Below are 19,229 nucleotides of genomic sequence, written 5' to 3' on the forward strand. Positions count from 1 at the left end.
TCGCGATTTTATCATCCGCAGGGATTATTCAACCGTCACTGATTTTGCCAGGTTACGAGGCTGATCCACATCGGTGCCTTTAATCAGCGCGACATGGTAAGCCAGCAATTGTAGTGGCACGGTGTAGAAGATAGGAGCAATAATTTCTTCTACATGCGGTAACTGAATGATTTTCATGCCTTCGCTATCAGTAAAGCCAGCATCTTGATCGGCAAATACATACAGCAAACCGCCACGGGCGCGCACTTCTTCAATGTTAGATTTCAGTTTTTCCAACAATTCATTATTTGGCGCGACCACGATGACCGGCATATCTGCATCAATCAATGCCAATGGGCCGTGCTTCAATTCACCCGCTGCATAAGCTTCAGCATGAATATAAGAAATCTCTTTCAGTTTCAGCGCACCTTCCATCGCAATCGGATACTGATCGCCACGGCCAAGGAACAGTGCATTGTGCTTATCAGAGAAACCTTCAGCCAGCGCTTCGATGGTTTTATCCAGAGACAGCATCTGCTCAATACGCGCTGGCAAAGCCTGTAGTGCATGAACAATGTCGTGCTCTAAACTGGCATTAGCGCCTTTCAGCTTGCCGATACGCCCCACCAGCATCAATAACACGGTCAACTGAGTGGTAAAGGCTTTGGTTGAGGCCACGCCAATCTCGGTACCGGCTTTAGTCATCAAGGCTAAATCAGATTCGCGCACCAGCGAAGAACCGGCGACATTACAAATTGCCAGAGAACCTAAATATCCTAACTCTTTGGATAAACGCAGAGCGGCCAGTGTATCGGCGGTTTCACCTGATTGTGACAAGGTAATAAGCAAGCTATTCGGGCGCACAGCGGATTTACGGTAGCGGAACTCGGATGCAATTTCTACATCGCAAGGTACACCGGCTAATGATTCAAACCAATAACGCGAAACCATACCTGAGTTGTAAGAAGTACCGCAGGCGATGATTTGGATATGTTGGACGTCAGCCAGCAAAGCATCAGCCTTAGGGCCAAGCTCAGATAAATCAATCGCCCCGTGGTTTAAACGGCCTTCCAGCGTGTTCTTAATCGCCATTGGCTGTTCATAAATTTCTTTCTGCATGTAATGGCGGTAAACACCTTTATCGCCGGCATCATATTGCACCTGAGATTCGATCTCAGGGCGCTCAATAGCATTACCCTGCTTATCAAAAATAGCGATGCTACGGCGAGTCACTTCAACCACATCACCCTCTTCCAGGAAGATAAAGCGACGGGTGACTGGCAATAAAGCCAGTTGGTCGGAGGCGATAAAGTTTTCACCCACGCCACAGCCAATAACCAATGGGCTACCTGAACGTGCTGCTATCAAGCGGCTTGGGTCACGGCTATCCATCACAACAGTGCCGTAAGCGCCTCGCAATTGCGGGATCACGCGCTGAACGACTTCCAGCAATGAACCGCCCTGTTGTAGCTCCCAATGCACCAGATGAGCAATAACTTCAGTATCAGTTTCAGAACTGAAACGGTAGCCACGGCTAATCAGCAATTCACGTAAAGGTTCGTGATTTTCAATAATGCCGTTATGAACGACGGAGATGTAGTCCGAAACATGAGGATGCGCATTGGCCTCTGATGGCTCACCATGAGTGGCCCAACGAGTATGTGCAATCCCGGTTCCGCCATGTAAATCTTGGCTTTCGGCCGCATCAGATAGCGCCTGAACTTTACCCACCCGACGTAAACGAGTCAGATTACTGTCAGCATCCACTACAGCCAAACCAGCTGAGTCATAGCCACGATATTCAAGACGACGTAAACCTTCGATCAGAATCTCAGCGATATCACGTTGCGCTACTGCGCCAACAATTCCACACATCTGTTTTATTCCTATTTAAGATTCTTTTAGAACCTTGTCGATGTCAGTGACCTGAATTTCCGGATTTTCCGGGGTTCCCCGAGCCTGTAGAGTTGGGGATTATTATGTTTTGTTCTGTATTCTCGGCACAAATAGATAAGCAAAAAACACAGGGCAAAACATCCCTTCAATGCAGAATAACGAACGTTGAAGGGACTGTTTTAATAGATTATTTTTTCTTAACCGGACGCTGCCAACCCTGCACATGAACCTGTTTAACTCGGCTAAGAACTAACTCATTTTCGGCAATATCACCGGTGACGGTAGTACCGGCAGCAATAGTCGCGCCGTTTGCAACAGTCACTGGCGCGACGAGCTGAGTATCAGATCCAACAAAGACATCATCACCAATAATAGTTTTAAACTTATTAGCTCCATCATAGTTGCAGGTGATTGTCCCTGCGCCTATATTTACGCCTGAGCCAATCTCAGCATCGCCTAAATAAGAAAGGTGTCCGGCTTTAGAACCTTTACCTAAGCGGGCTTTTTTGATTTCAACAAAGTTACCGACATGTGCGCCCTCAGCTAACTCAGCACCCGGCCGCAAGCGGGCAAATGGCCCAACGGTACAACCAGCATCTAAACGAGAGTCTTCCAACACACTGTATGGGCTGATTTCTGAATCATCGCCAATAACACAGTTTTTAAGTACACACCCGGTACCAATACGCACCCGGTCACCTAAAACCACATGGCCTTCAATAATGACATTGGTATCAATTGTGATATCACGGCCATGTGTTAATTCTCCCCGCAAATCAAAGCGCGCGGGATCCAGTAACATCACCCCGGCTAACAACAACTTTTCAGCTTGCTCTGACTGATAGACGCGCTCAAGAGTGGCTAACTGCAGGCGGTTATTGATTCCTTCCACTTCACTCAAACGAGCTGGATGCACCGCAACTATCTTCTGACCATCAGCATGGGCCAAAGCAATAATATCGGTGATATAAAATTCACCCTGAGCATTATTGTTGTCCAACAATGATAGCCAGCGTTTTAGATCACGGCCATTGGCAACCAATATCCCAGTGTTGATTTCATTAATCTCGCGTTGTGCATCGCTGGCATCTTTATGTTCAACAATACCCACCACATCGCCATTCTCACGCACAATGCGCCCGTAACCGCTAGGGTTATCCAGCTTCACCGTCAACAAGCCAATACCCCCCTTTGGCTTAGCTGCCAATAGGCGCTCGAGAGTATCAACAGAGATCAACGGCACATCGCCGTACAACATCAGGATATCTTCATCATCAGAAAAATAGGGTGCAGCTTGTTGCATCGCATGCCCGGTACCCAACTGTTCGGCTTGCAGTACCCAATTCAGTGCCGGGTCAGTCAGTGTTTTTTTCAACAACTCACCACCGTGCCCATAAACCAGATGAACGTGTTGAGCACCCAACTTCATGGCAGCATCAATAACATGCTGAACCATCGGCTTACCTGCCAGTGGGTGTAATACCTTAGGAAGGTCGGAATACATACGTGTCCCCTTACCCGCGGCAAGGATGACTACACTCATTGAGCTGTTAGACATAAGCAACCTGATAACTCCAAATTAATAGACGGAAGTAAACCTGTTTAGCGAAATAATTACTACATATTTCTCAGCGAAAAACGTACTCAACCCGCATAGTTAAAGGGTTGCAGCAATTGAGCAGGTAATAAAAAAATGTAGTCAAAAGTGTCTGCGATCAGCGACGTTTTCTGACCTGTTTTTATCAAAACACTCTCACCTATTCAGATAATTAACTACTTATTTTACGCCAAGAAACAAGAGTTTTCAGAAAGAAACGCTTTCAGTTTAGCGTAGGATTAATTAAATACAGGAGAGGTAGGTTAAATGACTGCGCCCAAAGGCGAAAGAGGACAGAAAGTCGGTTTTATTGAATGTAAAAGTAAAAAAAATGCCAATCAGTTTTACTGACTGGCATTCTATCGTTCTTTATATTCTTCGTATTTGAAATAGCAAGAGGTTAGCGATTTTCGCTGGCCACCGACAATCCCAATCACTTTGAATATATAATAATTTTACATATCAGTGGGTTACTAAAAACCCACCACTGTAAAATCACATCGCTTTCCTGGTCAGCTCGATTACACGTAGTTTTGCAATCGCCTTCGCCAATTCAGCGGATGCCTGAGCATAGTCGACATCACCGTGGGAATTATTGATATGGTCTTCAGCTTTACGCTTAGATTCCAGCGCCTTAGCTTCGTCCAGATCAGTTCCGCGAATAGCAGTGTCAGCCAATACGATCACCACACTCGGTTGCACCTCAAGGATGCCGCCAGAAAGATAAATAAACTCTTCCTCACCGAACTGCTTAACGATGCGTATCATGCCAGGCTTAATGGCAGTGAGCAGCGGGGCATGACCAGGGAAAATACCCAGTTCACCTTCACTACCCGTCACCTGAATTTTTTGTACTACGCCTGAGAACATTTTCTTCTCTGCGCTCACAACATCCAGATGGTAAGTCATTGCAGCCATGTCACCCTCCAGTCAACAGCGTTACAGTTTCTTGGCTTTTTCCACTGCTTCTTCAATGGTGCCAACCATGTAGAACGCCTGCTCCGGCAGGTGGTCATAGTCGCCGTTCATGATGCCTTTGAAACCACGAATGGTATCTTTCAGCGATACGAACTTGCCCGGTGAACCGGTAAAGACTTCTGCCACGAAGAACGGTTGAGACAGGAAGCGCTGGATTTTACGCGCACGGGATACAACCAGTTTGTCATCTTCTGACAACTCGTCCATACCCAAAATCGCGATGATATCTTTCAGTTCCTGGTAACGTTGCAGAATAGACTGCACGCCACGCGCTACATCGTAGTGCTCCTGACCAACAACCAGCGGATCAAGCTGACGGCTGGTGGAGTCGAGCGGGTCAACCGCTGGGTAAATACCCAGAGAGGCAATTTGACGGCTCAGAACGACGGTTGCATCCAAGTGAGCAAAGGTGGTTGCTGGAGATGGGTCAGTCAAGTCATCCGCTGGCACGTAAACGGCCTGAACAGAAGTGATTGAACCCGTCTTAGTGGAAGTAATACGTTCCTGCAACACACCCATTTCTTCTGCCAGCGTTGGCTGGTAGCCTACCGCAGATGGCATACGACCCAACAGTGCGGATACTTCCGTACCAGCCAAGGTATAGCGATAGATGTTATCGATGAACAGCAATACGTCACGACCTTCATCACGGAATTTCTCCGCCATGGTCAGGCCGGTCAGTGCAACGCGCAGACGGTTACCTGGTGGCTCATTCATCTGGCCATAAACCAAGGATACTTTGTCCAAAACGTTGGAGTCAGTCATCTCGTGGTAGAAGTCGTTACCCTCACGAGTACGCTCACCCACACCAGCAAATACAGAATAACCTGAGTGCTCAATCGCAATGTTACGAATCAGCTCCATCATGTTTACTGTTTTACCAACACCCGCACCACCGAACAGACCGACTTTACCGCCCTTAGCGAACGGACAAATCAAATCCATTACCTTGATACCGGTTTCTAACAAGTCTTGCGAGCTGGCAAGCTCTTCGTAAGAAGGCGCTTCACGGTGGATTGCCCAACGCTCTTCTTCACCGATAGGCCCTTTCATGTCGATTGGATCACCCAATACGTTCATGATACGGCCCAGAGTTGATTTACCCACCGGCACTTCAATTGGGTGTTCCAGGTTGATAACTTTCAACCCGCGGCTCAAACCATCGGAAGAGCCCATTGCGATACAACGAACAACACCACCGCCCAGCTGTTGCTGAACTTCCAGCACGAGCTTCTCAGCTGCGCCTTCAACCTCAAGGGCGTTGTACACTTTTGGTACAGCGTCTTGGGGGAATTCGACGTCCACTACGGCGCCGATTACCTGGATAATCTTTCCAGTAGCCATCTTGAATCCTCTACGTAATACGTTTACCCGTCATATTCCAAATTGCTGGGGCGTTGGCTGCCTTCTCTCACCCTAGTAACTTACTCTAAGCAAGCGCCTGGGGATTTGCTCAGTTGCCGCCTTCCCGCAATCTGAACTATTTAGGGTAATAACCTGGTTAAACCGCGGAGGCTCCCCCGACGATTTCGGTGAGTTCCTGAGTGATGCTGGCCTGACGAGCTTTGTTGTAAACCAACTGCAGCTCTTTGATCAGACTGCCGCCGTTATCGGTGGCGGCTTTCATCGCTACCATTCGCGCGGCCTGTTCGCTAGCCAGGTTTTCAACGACGCCCTGATAAACTTGCGATTCCACATAGCGACGCAGGAGGGTATCCAACAGCGCTTTTGGATCAGGTTCATACAGGTAATCCCAGGATTTCCTCTTCAGCTCACCGTCTTCCGCTGGCGGAAGAGGTAACAGCTGCATGATCCGTGGTTCCTGAGACATCGTATTGATAAACTTGTTATTAACGATATACAGTTTATCCAAACGACCTTCATCATAGGCTTGCAACATCACTTTCACTGGCCCGATAAGTTCTGACAGAGAAGGGTTATCCCCCATGCCAGTAACCTGAGCAACAATCTTGCCGCCCACGGAACCAAAGAAAGAAGCTGCTTTTGACCCGATTAGCGCTAAATCACATTCAACGCCTTTTTCAGACCAACCTTTCATCTCAGACAACAGTCTTTTGAACAGGTTAATGTTCAAACCACCGCACAAGCCACGGTCTGTAGAAACCACCAGATACCCAACACGCTTAACATCGCGCTCTTCCAGGTATGGATGTTTATATTCCAGATTACCTAACGCGAGGTGACCAATCACACTACGCATTGTTTCTGCATAAGGACGGCTAGCCGCCATGCGTTCCTGCGATTTACGCATTTTGGAGGCGGCGACCATCTCCATGGCTTTGGTGATCTTTTGCGTGTTTTGCACGCTGGCGATCTTGGAACGTATCTCTTTTGCGCCGGCCATTTCTGCTTCTCCTCATTGCCAGACGGCCTGCTTTCCTAACGAAAAGCAGGACCGTATAGCGTTACCAGGACTGGGTTGCCTTAAATGTATCAAGGATGCCTTTCAGCTTGGCCTCGATTTCATCGTTATACGCGCCAGTTTGGTTGATTTGTTGCAGAAGCTCGGCATGCTCACGGTCAGCAAATGCCAACAGTGCAGCTTCAAAGCTACCTACCTTCGCCAACTCGATATCACCCAGATAACCACGTTCAGCTGCGAACAGAACCAGAGACTGCTGCGCAACAGACATCGGTGCGTATTGTTTCTGTTTCAGAAGCTCGGTCACTTTCTGACCATGGCTCAGCTGTTTACGTGTTGCATCATCCAAATCGGATGCGAACTGGGAGAACGCAGCAAGTTCACGATACTGTGCCAGAGCGGTACGAATACCACCGGACAGTTTTTTCATGATCTTGGTCTGCGCTGCACCACCCACACGAGATACGGAGATACCCGGGTTAACCGCAGGACGAATACCGGCGTTAAACAGGCTGGATTCCAGGAAGATCTGACCATCGGTAATAGAAATTACGTTGGTCGGAACAAACGCGGAAACATCCCCTGCTTGAGTTTCAATGATTGGTAATGCGGTCAAAGAACCGGTTTTACCTTTCACTTCACCCTTGGTAAAGGCTTCAACGTAATCGGCGTTAACACGCGCAGCACGCTCCAACAAACGGGAGTGGAGGTAGAATACGTCGCCAGGATAAGCTTCACGACCTGGTGGACGACGGAGCAGCAAGGAGATTTGACGATATGCAACAGCCTGTTTAGACAGGTCATCATAAATAATCAGCGCATCTTCACCGCGGTCGCGGAAATATTCACCCATGGCACAACCAGAGTAAGGTGCCAGGTATTGCAATGCTGCTGATTCTGAGGCAGTAGCGACAACCACAATGGTGTTAGCCAATGCGCCATGCTCTTCCAGTTTACGCACTACGTTTGCAACAGTAGAGGCTTTCTGGCCGATAGCAACATACACACATTTAATGCCTGAATCGCGCTGGTTGATGATCGCATCAATCGCCAGAGCAGTTTTACCTGTCTGACGGTCACCGATGATCAATTCACGCTGACCACGACCGATTGGAATCATGGCATCGACAGACTTATAGCCGGTCTGAACAGGTTCATCAACGGATTGACGTTCGATAACGCCAGGTGCGATAGCTTCAACAGCTGAGAAGCCATCGTTTTCTACCGGACCTTTACCATCAATAGGTTCACCCAGAGTATTGACGACGCGACCCAACAGGCCACGACCGACTGGAACTTCCAGGATGCGGCCAGTACATTTAACCTTCATGCCTTCGGCAAGATCGGCGTACGGACCCATAACTACAGCACCTACGGAGTCGCGCTCCAAGTTCAGTGCGATTGCGTAACGATTGCCTGGCAGTGCGATCATCTCGCCCTGCATAACCTCGGCCAAACCGTGTACGCGAATGATCCCGTCACTAACGGAAACAATAGTACCTTCATTGTGAGCTTCGCTCACCACATTGAACTGAGCAATGCGCTGCTTGATCAGTTCGCTGATTTCGGTGGAATTCAGTTGCATATGCTCCAGTCCCCTTAAGACTGCAAGACGTCCGCCAGGCGTTCTAGACGACCGCGAACGCTGCCATCTATCACCATATCGCCTGCACGTATTACTACGCCGGCCATTACGGACTTATCGATTTTGCAATTCAGCTTAACTTTGCGTGATAGACGTTTTTCCATCGCAGCGGCAATTTTCGCCAGCTGTTCGTCGTTCAATGGGCTCGCAGAGCTCACTTCAACGTCGACGGTCGACTCCAGCGAGGCACGCAGTTGAATAAACTGCTGTAGTACCTCAGGAAGAACCAGTAAACGGCCATTCTCCGCCATAACTCGAATGAAGTTCTGTGCGGGTTCATCGAGCTGATCACCACAGACTGCAATAAACGTCTTAGACATTGTTTCTGGTGCTACAGCACCGGAAAGCAATTCAGCGATTTGTTCATTGCGCGTCACTTGGGCAGTAAACGCCAGCATATCTTGCCAACGTTCAACCACCTGGTGCTCAACAGCAAAGTCAAAAGCTGCTTTGGCGTAGGGGCGAGCTACAGTTACAAATTCAGACATCAGCCCCTCCCTCCTTACAGTTCAGCGACCAGTTTATCAACGATGTCGCTGTTAGCAGCTTCATCCACGGAACGTTCGATGATCTTCTCGGCGCCAGCTATAGCCAGCATCGCGACTTGCTTACGCAACTCTTCACGAGCACGCTTACGTTCGGCGTCGATCTCTGCCTGCGCTTGCGCCACGATTTTGTTACGTTCCTGTTCAGCTTCTGCTTTAGCTTCATCAAGGATCTGAGCTTTACGTTTACTCGCTTGCTCAATAATCACCTGTGCTTCTGCTTTGGCCTTCTTCAGTTGGTCGGTCGCATTGGCTTGCGCTAAGTCCAAATCTTTTTTGGCACGTTCTGCAGAAGAGAGACCGTCAGCAATTTCTTTTTGACGCTTCTCGATGGCAGCCATAATCGGCGGCCATATATACTTCATGCAGAACAGGACAAACAGGACAAACGCGATGGCCTGGCCGAGGATTGTTGCGTTAAGATTCACAGCACAATGCCTCTTTAAAAGTTAATAGTTTGGTGTAGTTCACAGTAGAGAAAACTCTACTTACGCGACAGCAAACATCACGTACAGACCCAGACCAACAGCGATCATAGGGATGGCGTCAACCAGACCCATGACGATAAAGAACTGTGTACGCAGCAGAGGAATTAGGTCAGGCTGACGTGCAGCGCCTTCCAAAAATTTACCACCCAGGATGCCGATACCGATCGCAGCACCGATTGCCGCTAAACCCATCATTATAGCGGCAGCCATGTACAGCAGATCCATATTCAGGTTTTCCATGACAGTCTCCAGTTTATTTCAGTTAAAACGCAGTAATGTTATAAGAAAATCAGTGCTCTTCGGACGCCATCGACAGATAGACAATCGTCAGAACCATGAAGATAAAGGCTTGTAACGTAATAATCAGTATGTGGAAGATAGCCCAAGGTAAACTGAGCATCCACTGTGACCACCACGGCAACAGGCCAGCAATCAGGATGAAGATCAACTCACCCGCATACATGTTGCCGAACAGTCGCAGACCGAGTGAAACCGGTTTGGACAGCAGGCTGACACCTTCCAGAATTAAGTTCACTGGAATGAATATCGGGTGATTGAACGGCTGCATCGTTAATTCTTTTACGAAGCCGCCTACACCTTTCATTTTAATGCTATAGAACAGGATCAGGATGAAAACACCCAATGCCATGGACAAGGTAATACTTACGTCAGCAGTCGGTACCACGCGCAGCGCTGGTAACCCAAAGACATGTTCACCGATGTAAGGCAGTAAATCGATTGGCAGCAAGTCCATCATGTTCATCAATAAAACCCAAACAAACACAGTTAGGGCTAATGGCGCGATGACTTTACTTTTGCCGTGGTACATATCCCGTACGCTGTTATCGACAAAACCGATAATTAACTCAACAGCCGTCTGCAATTTGCCAGGCACGCCACTGGTGGCACCTGCCGCAACTTTGCGGAACACAAACAGAAAAGCTAACCCCAGCACGACAGAGAAGAACAAAGAGTCAATGTTCAACGTCCAGAACGTTGCAGGGCCCGGTGAGTGGGGATTGACCAACTCAAAGGTACGCAGGTCCAACTGAAGGTTGTTCAGGTGGTGCCCTATGTAGTCCCTTGGAGTAGAGATTTCTCCTGATGCAGACATGATGCCTCTTACCCTTTTTTTAGTTAAATACGGTGACCGTCGAATACGATAACTGTTAAGTACGGTAGCCGCTTATCACGGCCGGTGCCAATATCTGCACAATCAGCACCGCTAAATAGGTTAAACCGAGTGGTGCAAATGCTGCTTTAAACAGCCCTAATGCCACAATCAGCAAAATTATCGTCATGATAACTTTTAACCCTTCGCCAATGGCAAACGACCACGCAACACGACCTGGAGCAGCTGTTTTTACTTGATGGCGGCAAGCAAACAACATAAAAATGGCACTGGGCAACCAGGCTGCCAATCCTCCTGCCAGAGCAGAAGCACTCCATTCCAGGCTTTTAAAACCAAAAACAGCACTGAGAACAACAAAAGTCATTAACTGCAACAACAGCAACTTTCGTGCAATTTTCCCACTGTAAAGGGATACAGGCATGACGTTTGTTCTCTCCAAACCACACTAAAGGTATGCTGAGTGAGGTATAAAACTGCCTTTTACCCCATTGAGTCAAGCAGCAAAAAACGAGCAAATTATACGGGCCACTCAAACGAATTCAATCGATAAGTAGCGAAAAGGTGAACAATTATTTAAATTTTCTTCTTTCGCGCTATTTTCACAAGGAAACCCTCGGAATAAAGCACGTATTTAATTGTCTGACTATTCCATCTATTATCAATAAAGCGTGCAACAGATCACAAAACTTAAAACAAACTGATTTATATCCTATAGAGCTTTACTTTGTCTTTAACGAAAAGAGCCATTAAATACTTTTATAAATCATAATGTTAAATTTAAACCATTATCAAACAACTTATCTACTTAGTAAAAACTTACCGTTGACATTTCAGATAATAACCCGGCAACAGTTTGGATACATAAAAACATAATCTCTTCGGTAAAATAATGACCAAAGTGACTATTTGGTCGCTTTCAATATAATTTTATCATTCGTGGACGATGATTTTGTAAACAATACGTGAAATATAATCTTCCCGTATGAGCATTAGCGAATAAATACTCGCCTATATTAAAAGGGCTAAATAAGATAAACCCCCTACTTTCATTAAGGATTTATTACATTTTTTTGATAAATAGCAAAGTTAGTTTGACTTAAGAATAACCAAATGACGTTCACCGTCTAACTCAGGTACCTGCAATCTCACCACAGACTCGAGAACTATTCCTTCAGGCAATATCCCTAATTCATCATCTGGCCTTACCCCTTTTAGCGCATAAAAACGCCCTTCTGGCTTGGCTGGCAAATGATGGCACCAGGACAGCATATCTTGTAAGGATGCAAATGCACGGCTTATTACACCATCAAATGGCGGTTTTGCGGCAAAGTCCTCAACTCGGCTTTGTACCGGTTCGATATTACTTAATCCTAATTCGTGTTGCACTTGCCGCAAAAAGCGAACGCGTTTACCCAAGCTATCGAGCAATACGAAGTGTGAATCGGGGCGCACTATGGCTAAAGGTATCCCAGGAAGCCCTGGCCCCGTACCGACATCGATAAAACGGTTACCTTGTAAATGTGGGTTAACGACAATGCTATCCAAAATATGTCGTACCAACATTTGCATTGGGTCACGCACAGATGTCAGATTATAAGCTTTGTTCCACTTATCAAGCAGTTCCACATAGCCTATCAGTTGGTGTTTTTGCTGATCGGGTAACGCAATACCTGCTGCATTTAGCAGGGAATCTAATTTTTTTAACACAACAATATCCTCTGACTAAAAAATCTCTGTCAGCCTGTAATGAACCAGTATGTGGAGTAATAATCTAGCCGAGCTAGTGGTTTGAATACTTCGTTACTGACTGAAAATAAAGCTAAATCTGCCTGACTGCTTATCTCTCACAGCTCAGGCAAATGTTGAATAGTTACGCGCTACGACGTAGCAAACCTTGTTTTTTCAGCCAAACCAGCAAAATGGAAATTGCCGCAGGTGTAATACCTGAAATACGTGAAGCCTGACCGATAGAGTTAGGTTTGTGATCATTCAATTTAGCAATAACTTCATTAGATAAACCAGATACTTGGCGATAATCTAAATCAGCAGGCAGCAATGTATTTTCATTGCGCAGCTGTTTTTCAATTTCTTCCTGCTGACGAGCAATATAGCCTTGATATTTAACTTGAATTTCAACCTGATCAGCGGCTTGCGGATCCGTTAATGCTGGGCCAAATAAAGGCAAAGTTGTTAACAAGCGATAGTCAATTTCAGGGCGGCGCAGTAATTCTTCCCCATTGGCTTCTTTTGACAATGGAGCTTTCAGCAACGCATTGATTTCAGCTACGTTCTCAGAATGGGGATGAACCCAAATATCTCGTAGGCGCTGCCGTTCTTTTTCAATTTGCTCAATTTTTTGGCTAAAGTGTGCCCAACGAGCATCATCGACCAACCCTAACTTACGACCCATTTCAGTCAAGCGCAGATCCGCGTTGTCTTCACGCAACATCAGACGATATTCCGCTCGTGAGGTAAACATGCGGTACGGTTCTTTGGTGCCGAGGGTGCTTAAATCGTCCACCAGCACGCCAAGGTAAGCTTCATCACGACGAGGTGACCACCCATCATCATCATTGGCGAAACGGCCCGCATTGAGGCCTGCAAGCAGCCCTTGAGCTGCTGCTTCTTCATAACCGGTGGTGCCATTGATTTGTCCGGCAAAGAATAAACCCTGGATATATTTGCTTTCCAGAGTAGGTTTCAAATCTCGCGGATCAAAGAAATCATACTCAATGGCATAACCTGGCCGAATAATACGTGCGTTTTCAAGCCCTTTCATTGAACGAACTATCTGCATCTGAACATCGAAAGGCAAGCTGGTAGAAATACCGTTTGGATAGATTTCATTACTGGTCAGGCCTTCAGGTTCAAGGAAGATCTGATGTGAATTACGATCCGCAAAGCGCATAACTTTGTCTTCGATCGATGGGCAATAACGTGGCCCAATCCCTTCGATGATCCCGGCATACATCGGGCTGCGATCCAGGTTATTACGGATCACTTCATGCGTTTTTTCATTGGTGTAGGTGATATGGCATGCCATCTGCTCAGGGTGTTGATCGGCATTTCCCAGGAAAGAGAATACTGGAATTGGCGTATCACCAAACTGAGGAGCCAATTGGCTAAAATCGATGGTGCGCGCATCAATACGCGGCGGAGTACCGGTTTTAAGGCGATTGACTCGCAGCGGTAATTCACGCAAGCGTTGTGACAATGAGATGGATGGGGGATCACCAGCACGGCCACCGCTGTAGTTCTCAAGGCCAATATGAATTTTCCCGTCCAAGAAAGTACCGACGGTCAATACCACAGCTTTAGCACGGAATTTTAATCCCATTTGGGTCACTGCACCGACCACACGATCGTTCTCAACAATCAGATCTTCAACAGGTTGCTGGAAGAGAGTCAAGTTAGGCTGGTTTTCCAATGCGGTGCGGACTGCCTGGCGATATAGGACGCGGTCAGCTTGCGCTCGGGTTGCTCTTACCGCAGGGCCTTTGCTGGCGTTTAGTATCCTAAACTGAATACCGGCTTGGTCAGTCGCCATTGCCATCAAGCCGCCCAGAGCATCGATCTCTTTTACCAAATGCCCCTTACCGATACCGCCAATCGCTGGGTTACAAGACATTTGTCCCAGTGTGTCGATATTGTGCGTCAGCAATAAGGTCTGACGTCCCATGCGTGCCGCTGCCATTGCAGCTTCTGTGCCGGCATGGCCACCACCAATGATGATGACGTCAAATTGATCTGGATAAAACATGGTACTGCACCTCGCCGTTATGCGAATTTCTGTATTTGCCCTGGGGTGGGGGATTCTACTCAAGTTTAGACGATCGACCAAGCAGCTTAGGATCGCCTTTAATTAAAAGAAGATCTTTTTATTTAAAGATCTCTTTATTAGATCTCTTATTAGGATCATGATCCTCTGTGGATAAGTGATAATTCACATTAGATATCATAAGATTAAGGAGGATCTTTTGCTGTTAATGATCGGTGATCCTATTGCGTATAAGCTGGGATCTAAATGGCATGTTATGCACAGGCACTTTCAGACACTAAGGTTGTTATGTGGATATGTACTGCTTATGCCCTGCTTTTAAGCTTACTTATCCACATTTGATCGCGTGATCTTTAAGCAAATTAGAGCAAATTAATCCAATTTTTAACCCAAATCTCTGCTGGGTCCTCAGGAATTTCATGTTGGATGACGTCAATTTCTAAAATATCACCCACACGCAATGCTCCCTGAGTGATCAATTGCTGATCCAATTTTCTGACTGCTCCACAGAAAGTGTCATATTCTGAACTGCCCAAACCGACGGCACCAAAGCGAACCTGCGAGAGATCCGGTTGCTGTTCTTCGATTTGTTCTAATAAAGGTTGAAGATTGTCTGGTAGATCGCCGGCACCATGGGTGGAAGTGATAATTAGCCACAAACCATCCAGAGTCAGCTCGTCTAATTCAGGGCCATGCAGTGTTTCTGTCGAGAAACCCGCCTCTTCTAATTTCTCAGCTAAATGTTCAGCAACGTATTCAGCACTGCCAAGCGTACTGCCACTGATCAAGGTAATGTCAGCCATAAAGAACCCAACCGAAGTAATGAACCGGTATTGTACGCTGTGAATCAGCTGGGATCTACCTGTGGATAATGTGGGTATAGTTATTTAGTGCTCAGGGCACGATGGTACGCATAATGGGGTTCTGCAGGGAAATAAGTGTCTCTGTCGACTGGATCTCATCAATCGTCTGGATCTTGTTGATAAGTACCTGTTGCAGTGCATCTATCGATTTACACATGACCTTAATAAAGATGCTGTAATGACCGGTGGTGTAATAGGCTTCAACAACTTCTTCTAAACTCTCCAGTTTTTTCAGTGCCGACGGGTAATCCTTGGCACTTTTCAAAATGATGCCGATAAAGCAGCACACGTCATAACCCAGCTGTTTTGGATTAACGTGAACACAGGCTGCGGTGATAATCCCCGCCTGTCGCATTTTCTCCACTCGGACATGAATTGTTCCTGGGCTGACACCAAAATTTTTTGCCAATTCTGCATAAGGTGTGCGCGCGTTTTCCATTAATGCGTTCAAGATGCCGCGATCGAGATTATCGATTTGATAAATTTCACTCATATTAACCCCGTTTTTTTATCGATTATATAATTATAGACCTATAAAAATGAATTATTAAAAGTGAAAAGGCAATATTTGTTGTTGTATATTGAATTTAACCCTCATTCTGTTGCTTAATCAATGACAAGCCAAACGGCATAATCAAACAATTTGCATAATCGACAGCAACGAATTGAGAAAACGACAATGAAAAAACAATTTATCCAAAAACAACAACAGATCAGCTTTGTAAAATCTTTCTTTTCCCGTCAATTAGAACAGCAACTGGGCCTGATTGAAGTTCAAGCCCCTATCCTGAGCCGTGTTGGCGATGGAACTCAAGATAACCTTTCTGGTTCCGAGAAAGCTGTTCAGGTAAAAGTAAAAGCTTTGCCAGATGCGACCTTTGAAGTTGTTCATTCATTAGCTAAATGGAAACGTAAGACTTTAGGCCGCTTTGATTTTGGTGCTGATCAAGGGATTTACACCCATATGAAAGCATTACGCCCTGATGAAGATCGCCTGAGTGCTATTCATTCAGTGTATGTTGATCAGTGGGATTGGGAGCGCGTAATGGGTGATGGCGAGCGCAACCTGGCTTACCTGAAATCTACGGTTAACAAAATCTACACCGCGATTAAAGAAACTGAAGCGGCGATCAGTGCTGAATTTGGTATAAAACCTTTCTTGCCAGAACAGATTCATTTTATCCACAGTGAAAGCTTGCGTGCTAAATTCCCTGATCTGGATGCTAAAGGCCGCGAACGCGCCATTGCTAAAGAGTTGGGTGCGGTGTTCTTGATTGGTATTGGCGGAAAATTGGCTGATGGTCAATCTCATGATGTTCGTGCACCAGATTATGATGACTGGACCTCTCCAAGCGCGGAAGGTTTTGCTGGTCTGAACGGCGATATTATTGTTTGGAACCCAGTGCTGGAAGATGCTTTTGAAATTTCATCCATGGGAATCCGTGTAGATGCAGAAGCGTTGAAACGCCAGTTGGCACTGACATCAGATGAAGATCGTTTGAAATTGGAATGGCACCAATCACTGCTACAAGGCGAAATGCCGCAGACTATCGGCGGAGGTATTGGCCAGTCCCGTTTAGTGATGTTATTGCTACAACAACAACATATTGGTCAGGTTCAGTGCGGTGTGTGGGGGACAGAAATCAGCGAGAAAGTTGAAGGCCTGCTTTAATTCCCCCCTGATTATCTCTTTATTATTTCAACCCGTTATGGCTTATGCAGCTATAGCGGGTTCTTTCATCTATGCTGTAGGTGGCATAATACTAAGGTATCCACCTATAAGGTTGTTAACGTTATGGCCCGATTTAATCCCCTTAGACATTACTCACATGCTCGTCCAAGATTATTATTATCCGTTGGCGCTGGAATAATCACTTACTTTCTGTTGCCATCACATTTCACTGTATTACTGCGTCTGATGGTGAGTTGGAATATATTTGCGTGGCTCTATTTGTTGTTTTTATGGCTGCAATTATTGCGAAATGACCCGAAAAAAATCAGATTAATAGCCCGTGTGCAGGATGAAAGTGCCAGTATGGTGCTGAGTATTGTCAGCATGGCGTGTTTGGCAAGTATTCTGGTTATTCTGTTTGAGTTAAGCACGGCGAATCAGTTATCTGGGTCGGCTAAAGCATTCCATTTAGTGCTTACGGGAATGACGTTATTGGTATCGTGGTTATTATTGCCAACTGCTTTTACGATGCATTACGCCCATTTATTTTATCAGTCCCGTGATGAATCTGATGCTGTCCTGCCATTAATTTTCCCCAAAGAGGTTACTGAACCTTCCTATTGGGATTTTCTTTATTTTTCATTCACTATTGGTGTGGCTTCGCAAACTGCGGATGTCTCGACCGGCACCTCAGATATCCGCCGCGTAGTATTATTGCAGTCAGTATTGTCCTTTATTTTTAATATGACGATTTTAGGGCTGTCGATTAACGTTGGGGCGGGGTTGCTTAACTAAAGCTATTAATTAGCGCTTCCAGCGGCGCATTAAACGGCTTTTTAACCCTGTATCAAAGCGCCAGATATGATCGAAAATCTGCATGATACCGGGCTTGCCATAGGCGGACATCGCCACGGCATGGAACCTATGTTGATGGGCTTGCTGCTGGATTTTAATTTTTCTGATCAATTCCTCGGGTAAACGCTGGGCAATGAAATCGGAAATAATCACGGCATCCGCGTCATACCAGTCTCTCTCTTCCATTTTATTGAGGGTGCTGGCTAAGCAGGCCGCCAGATCGGTGCCGCCACGAAAATGTTGGCTAAGAAAACGTATTGCTTGCTCAATACCATTAGCTGATGAGAGTTCGTAGTGAATGATTTCCGTGGCGAATAGCATGATGTAGCAGCGGCGATTATCCGCTAGCGCAATACGCAGCAAAGCCAGACAAAATGCCTTGGCGCATTGCTCGTTAAATCCTCCCATCGAACCAGAAGTATCGACACAGACAATAAAGGGGCCACGAGGTTGTTCGTCATGGTTTTTAAGGCTTACCGGGCGCTGTAAAGTTTTTTCCTGCCAGTTATCCCCCTGTAAGCGATAAGTGAGCAAGCGCCTTTCCAATAAGCGGCGATAAAATTCAAATTCCAGCTCGCTCATCCCCAGCATTACTAACTCGGTCGGCAACAATCGCAAAATATCATTGCTCTGATGAATGCCACTGACTTCCTCTGGCACGGTATCAGGTTGGCGCACCATCACGGTGTAAGGTTCAAAGCGGGCATCGGGGGTGGGTTGTGCTTTAGCACTGCGGCTGCGGCCCAGTTGCTCTGCAAGCTGCTGTAATTCGGGCTGCTGTTGCAGAAAATCGCCATATTGCAGCAATAACTGATAATCACCGCGCTGCAAATGGCCCTGACTCATATCCCAAAGCCGCCCTGCTGCACTATCATTCGTCGCCAGGATCGGTTCCAAAGCACCACTGAGCGCCAGCCGCTGTTGTAACTCAGCTAAAAGCTGCTCCCGCTCTTGCTCAAGTAACTGATGATGGATAGTGATGGTTTGTAAGGTCAGGCTGATGCGCCAGCGCTGTAAAAAGAGAGTTTGAAAACTATCGCCGGTTTGGGGGTTTTTCTCTAAATCTGCAGTTTGTAGCAATGTTTTAGCTTGTGTGGCGAAAGGCGAATGCCACTGTTGCAATTGCGCCACAATCTCTGGGAGATGGTCATAAAATAGTGGGCTGGCCTCCAACAGACTCTGTTGATACAGGGCAAACTCATTTGCCAGCCCTGCGGGGACTTTTGCCTCCCGAATACGCTGTTGTAAGTTTTGCTTCCAGCCGGGGATATCCTTCATTAATGCCCGTTTAATGCGCGGGAATTTTTCAAAGAATAACGCTAACTGCGGTGATACCAATAACCCCACCACCATCTCTTCGATAAGCTCACTTTCGCTTATCGATAGCAGCAAATCCAATGTTGCCAGGCTGAGCATTG

General features: G+C 46.5%; 18 protein-coding genes. 2 read left to right on the top strand and 16 right to left on the bottom strand.

From position 1 onward, the window contains the following. Nucleotides 1–24 precede the first annotated feature (24 nt). The 15 genes from glmS to asnC form a co-directional block, all read right to left on the bottom strand. Nucleotides 25–1,854, bottom strand: a complete 1,830-nt coding sequence (gene glmS, locus OVO64_RS06705) for a glutamine--fructose-6-phosphate transaminase (isomerizing) (RefSeq protein ID WP_038637741.1) — start codon at nt 1,852–1,854, stop codon at nt 25–27. Nucleotides 1,855–2,062: 208 nt separating this feature from the next. Continuing rightward, on the bottom strand, nt 2,063–3,433 hold the full coding sequence (glmU, locus tag OVO64_RS06710) for a bifunctional UDP-N-acetylglucosamine diphosphorylase/glucosamine-1-phosphate N-acetyltransferase GlmU (RefSeq protein ID WP_038637742.1): 1,371 nt from the start codon (nt 3,431–3,433) through the stop codon (nt 2,063–2,065). 534 nt (nt 3,434–3,967) lie between these two features. Continuing rightward, nucleotides 3,968–4,390: a F0F1 ATP synthase subunit epsilon gene (locus tag OVO64_RS06715; RefSeq protein ID WP_004393020.1), complete on the bottom strand. Its 423-nt coding sequence runs from the start codon at nt 4,388–4,390 to the stop codon at nt 3,968–3,970. A gap of 21 nt (nt 4,391–4,411) precedes the next feature. Continuing rightward, entirely contained in the window at nt 4,412–5,794 is a 1,383-nt protein-coding gene (gene atpD, locus OVO64_RS06720; protein WP_032816366.1) for a F0F1 ATP synthase subunit beta, read from the bottom strand. A gap of 157 nt (nt 5,795–5,951) precedes the next feature. Next, the gene (gene atpG, locus OVO64_RS06725; protein ID WP_038637747.1) at nt 5,952–6,815 is read right to left on the bottom strand and encodes a F0F1 ATP synthase subunit gamma; all 864 of its coding nucleotides are present in this window, start codon (nt 6,813–6,815) and stop codon (nt 5,952–5,954) included. A 61-nt stretch (nt 6,816–6,876) separates the two neighbouring features. Further along, nucleotides 6,877–8,418: a F0F1 ATP synthase subunit alpha gene (gene atpA, locus OVO64_RS06730; protein ID WP_004393033.1), complete on the bottom strand. Its 1,542-nt coding sequence runs from the start codon at nt 8,416–8,418 to the stop codon at nt 6,877–6,879. A 14-nt stretch (nt 8,419–8,432) separates the two neighbouring features. Further along, nucleotides 8,433–8,966: a F0F1 ATP synthase subunit delta gene (gene atpH, locus OVO64_RS06735; protein ID WP_004393034.1), complete on the bottom strand. Its 534-nt coding sequence runs from the start codon at nt 8,964–8,966 to the stop codon at nt 8,433–8,435. A 14-nt stretch (nt 8,967–8,980) separates the two neighbouring features. Further along, nucleotides 8,981–9,451, bottom strand: a complete 471-nt coding sequence (gene atpF, locus OVO64_RS06740) for a F0F1 ATP synthase subunit B (protein WP_004393038.1) — start codon at nt 9,449–9,451, stop codon at nt 8,981–8,983. 60 nt (nt 9,452–9,511) lie between these two features. Continuing rightward, nucleotides 9,512–9,751 (bottom strand): F0F1 ATP synthase subunit C, encoded by a 240-nt coding sequence (gene atpE, locus OVO64_RS06745; RefSeq protein WP_004393045.1) that lies wholly within the window; start codon nt 9,749–9,751, stop codon nt 9,512–9,514. Nucleotides 9,752–9,800: 49 nt separating this feature from the next. After that, nucleotides 9,801–10,625, bottom strand: a complete 825-nt coding sequence (gene atpB / locus OVO64_RS06750; RefSeq protein WP_005161179.1) for a F0F1 ATP synthase subunit A — start codon at nt 10,623–10,625, stop codon at nt 9,801–9,803. A 55-nt stretch (nt 10,626–10,680) separates the two neighbouring features. Then, entirely contained in the window at nt 10,681–11,064 is a 384-nt protein-coding gene (atpI, locus tag OVO64_RS06755) for a F0F1 ATP synthase subunit I (protein WP_004393047.1), read from the bottom strand. Nucleotides 11,065–11,729: 665 nt separating this feature from the next. After that, a complete protein-coding gene (gene rsmG / locus OVO64_RS06760) occupies nt 11,730–12,350 on the bottom strand; it encodes a 16S rRNA (guanine(527)-N(7))-methyltransferase RsmG (protein WP_038637752.1) in 621 nt (206 codons plus the stop codon). 163 nt (nt 12,351–12,513) lie between these two features. After that, nucleotides 12,514–14,403 carry a tRNA uridine-5-carboxymethylaminomethyl(34) synthesis enzyme MnmG gene (gene mnmG / locus OVO64_RS06765; RefSeq protein WP_038637755.1) on the bottom strand — a complete coding sequence of 630 codons (1,890 nt, stop codon included), beginning with the start codon at nt 14,401–14,403 and terminating at the stop codon, nt 12,514–12,516. A gap of 380 nt (nt 14,404–14,783) precedes the next feature. Next, nucleotides 14,784–15,224, bottom strand: a complete 441-nt coding sequence (gene mioC, locus OVO64_RS06770) for an FMN-binding protein MioC (protein ID WP_038637758.1) — start codon at nt 15,222–15,224, stop codon at nt 14,784–14,786. Between the two features lie 91 nt (nt 15,225–15,315). Continuing rightward, complete coding sequence (asnC, locus tag OVO64_RS06775) at nt 15,316–15,777, bottom strand: transcriptional regulator AsnC (protein ID WP_005161192.1); 462 nt, start codon at nt 15,775–15,777, stop codon at nt 15,316–15,318. Nucleotides 15,778–15,963: 186 nt separating this feature from the next. Here asnC and asnA point away from each other — a divergent pair, with 186 nt between their 5' ends. Together asnA and OVO64_RS06785 are read left to right on the top strand one after the other, a co-directional pair. Further along, on the top strand, nt 15,964–16,956 hold the full coding sequence (gene asnA, locus OVO64_RS06780) for an aspartate--ammonia ligase (protein ID WP_038637761.1): 993 nt from the start codon (nt 15,964–15,966) through the stop codon (nt 16,954–16,956). A 123-nt stretch (nt 16,957–17,079) separates the two neighbouring features. Beyond that, nucleotides 17,080–17,751, top strand: a complete 672-nt coding sequence (locus OVO64_RS06785; protein WP_038637764.1) for a DUF1345 domain-containing protein — start codon at nt 17,080–17,082, stop codon at nt 17,749–17,751. Nucleotides 17,752–17,760: 9 nt separating this feature from the next. On the opposite strand, the gene viaA is transcribed toward OVO64_RS06785, so the two are convergent. Then, nucleotides 17,761–19,227: an ATPase RavA stimulator ViaA gene (gene viaA / locus OVO64_RS06790; protein ID WP_038637767.1), complete on the bottom strand. Its 1,467-nt coding sequence runs from the start codon at nt 19,225–19,227 to the stop codon at nt 17,761–17,763. Nucleotides 19,228–19,229: the final 2 nt, after the last annotated feature.

This window comes from Yersinia sp. Marseille-Q5920 (assembly GCF_946902935.1).
Classification (GTDB): domain Bacteria; phylum Pseudomonadota; class Gammaproteobacteria; order Enterobacterales; family Enterobacteriaceae; genus Yersinia; species Yersinia rochesterensis.

Coding starts and splice junctions, on each gene's coding strand:
- glmS (WP_038637741.1), bottom strand. CDS start 1,854: ATGTGTGGAATTGTTGGCGCAGTAGCGCAACGTGATATCGCTGAGATT.
- glmU (WP_038637742.1), bottom strand. CDS start 3,433: ATGTCTAACAGCTCAATGAGTGTAGTCATCCTTGCCGCGGGTAAGGGG.
- OVO64_RS06715 (WP_004393020.1), bottom strand. CDS start 4,390: ATGGCTGCAATGACTTACCATCTGGATGTTGTGAGCGCAGAGAAGAAA.
- atpD (WP_032816366.1), bottom strand. CDS start 5,794: ATGGCTACTGGAAAGATTATCCAGGTAATCGGCGCCGTAGTGGACGTC.
- atpG (WP_038637747.1), bottom strand. CDS start 6,815: ATGGCCGGCGCAAAAGAGATACGTTCCAAGATCGCCAGCGTGCAAAAC.
- atpA (WP_004393033.1), bottom strand. CDS start 8,418: ATGCAACTGAATTCCACCGAAATCAGCGAACTGATCAAGCAGCGCATT.
- atpH (WP_004393034.1), bottom strand. CDS start 8,966: ATGTCTGAATTTGTAACTGTAGCTCGCCCCTACGCCAAAGCAGCTTTT.
- atpE (WP_004393045.1), bottom strand. CDS start 9,751: ATGGAAAACCTGAATATGGATCTGCTGTACATGGCTGCCGCTATAATG.
- atpB (WP_005161179.1), bottom strand. CDS start 10,625: ATGTCTGCATCAGGAGAAATCTCTACTCCAAGGGACTACATAGGGCAC.
- atpI (WP_004393047.1), bottom strand. CDS start 11,064: ATGCCTGTATCCCTTTACAGTGGGAAAATTGCACGAAAGTTGCTGTTG.
- mnmG (WP_038637755.1), bottom strand. CDS start 14,403: ATGTTTTATCCAGATCAATTTGACGTCATCATCATTGGTGGTGGCCAT.
- mioC (WP_038637758.1), bottom strand. CDS start 15,224: ATGGCTGACATTACCTTGATCAGTGGCAGTACGCTTGGCAGTGCTGAA.
- asnC (WP_005161192.1), bottom strand. CDS start 15,777: ATGAGTGAAATTTATCAAATCGATAATCTCGATCGCGGCATCTTGAAC.
- asnA (WP_038637761.1), top strand. CDS start 15,964: ATGAAAAAACAATTTATCCAAAAACAACAACAGATCAGCTTTGTAAAA.
- OVO64_RS06785 (WP_038637764.1), top strand. CDS start 17,080: ATGGCCCGATTTAATCCCCTTAGACATTACTCACATGCTCGTCCAAGA.
- viaA (WP_038637767.1), bottom strand. CDS start 19,227: ATGCTCAGCCTGGCAACATTGGATTTGCTGCTATCGATAAGCGAAAGT.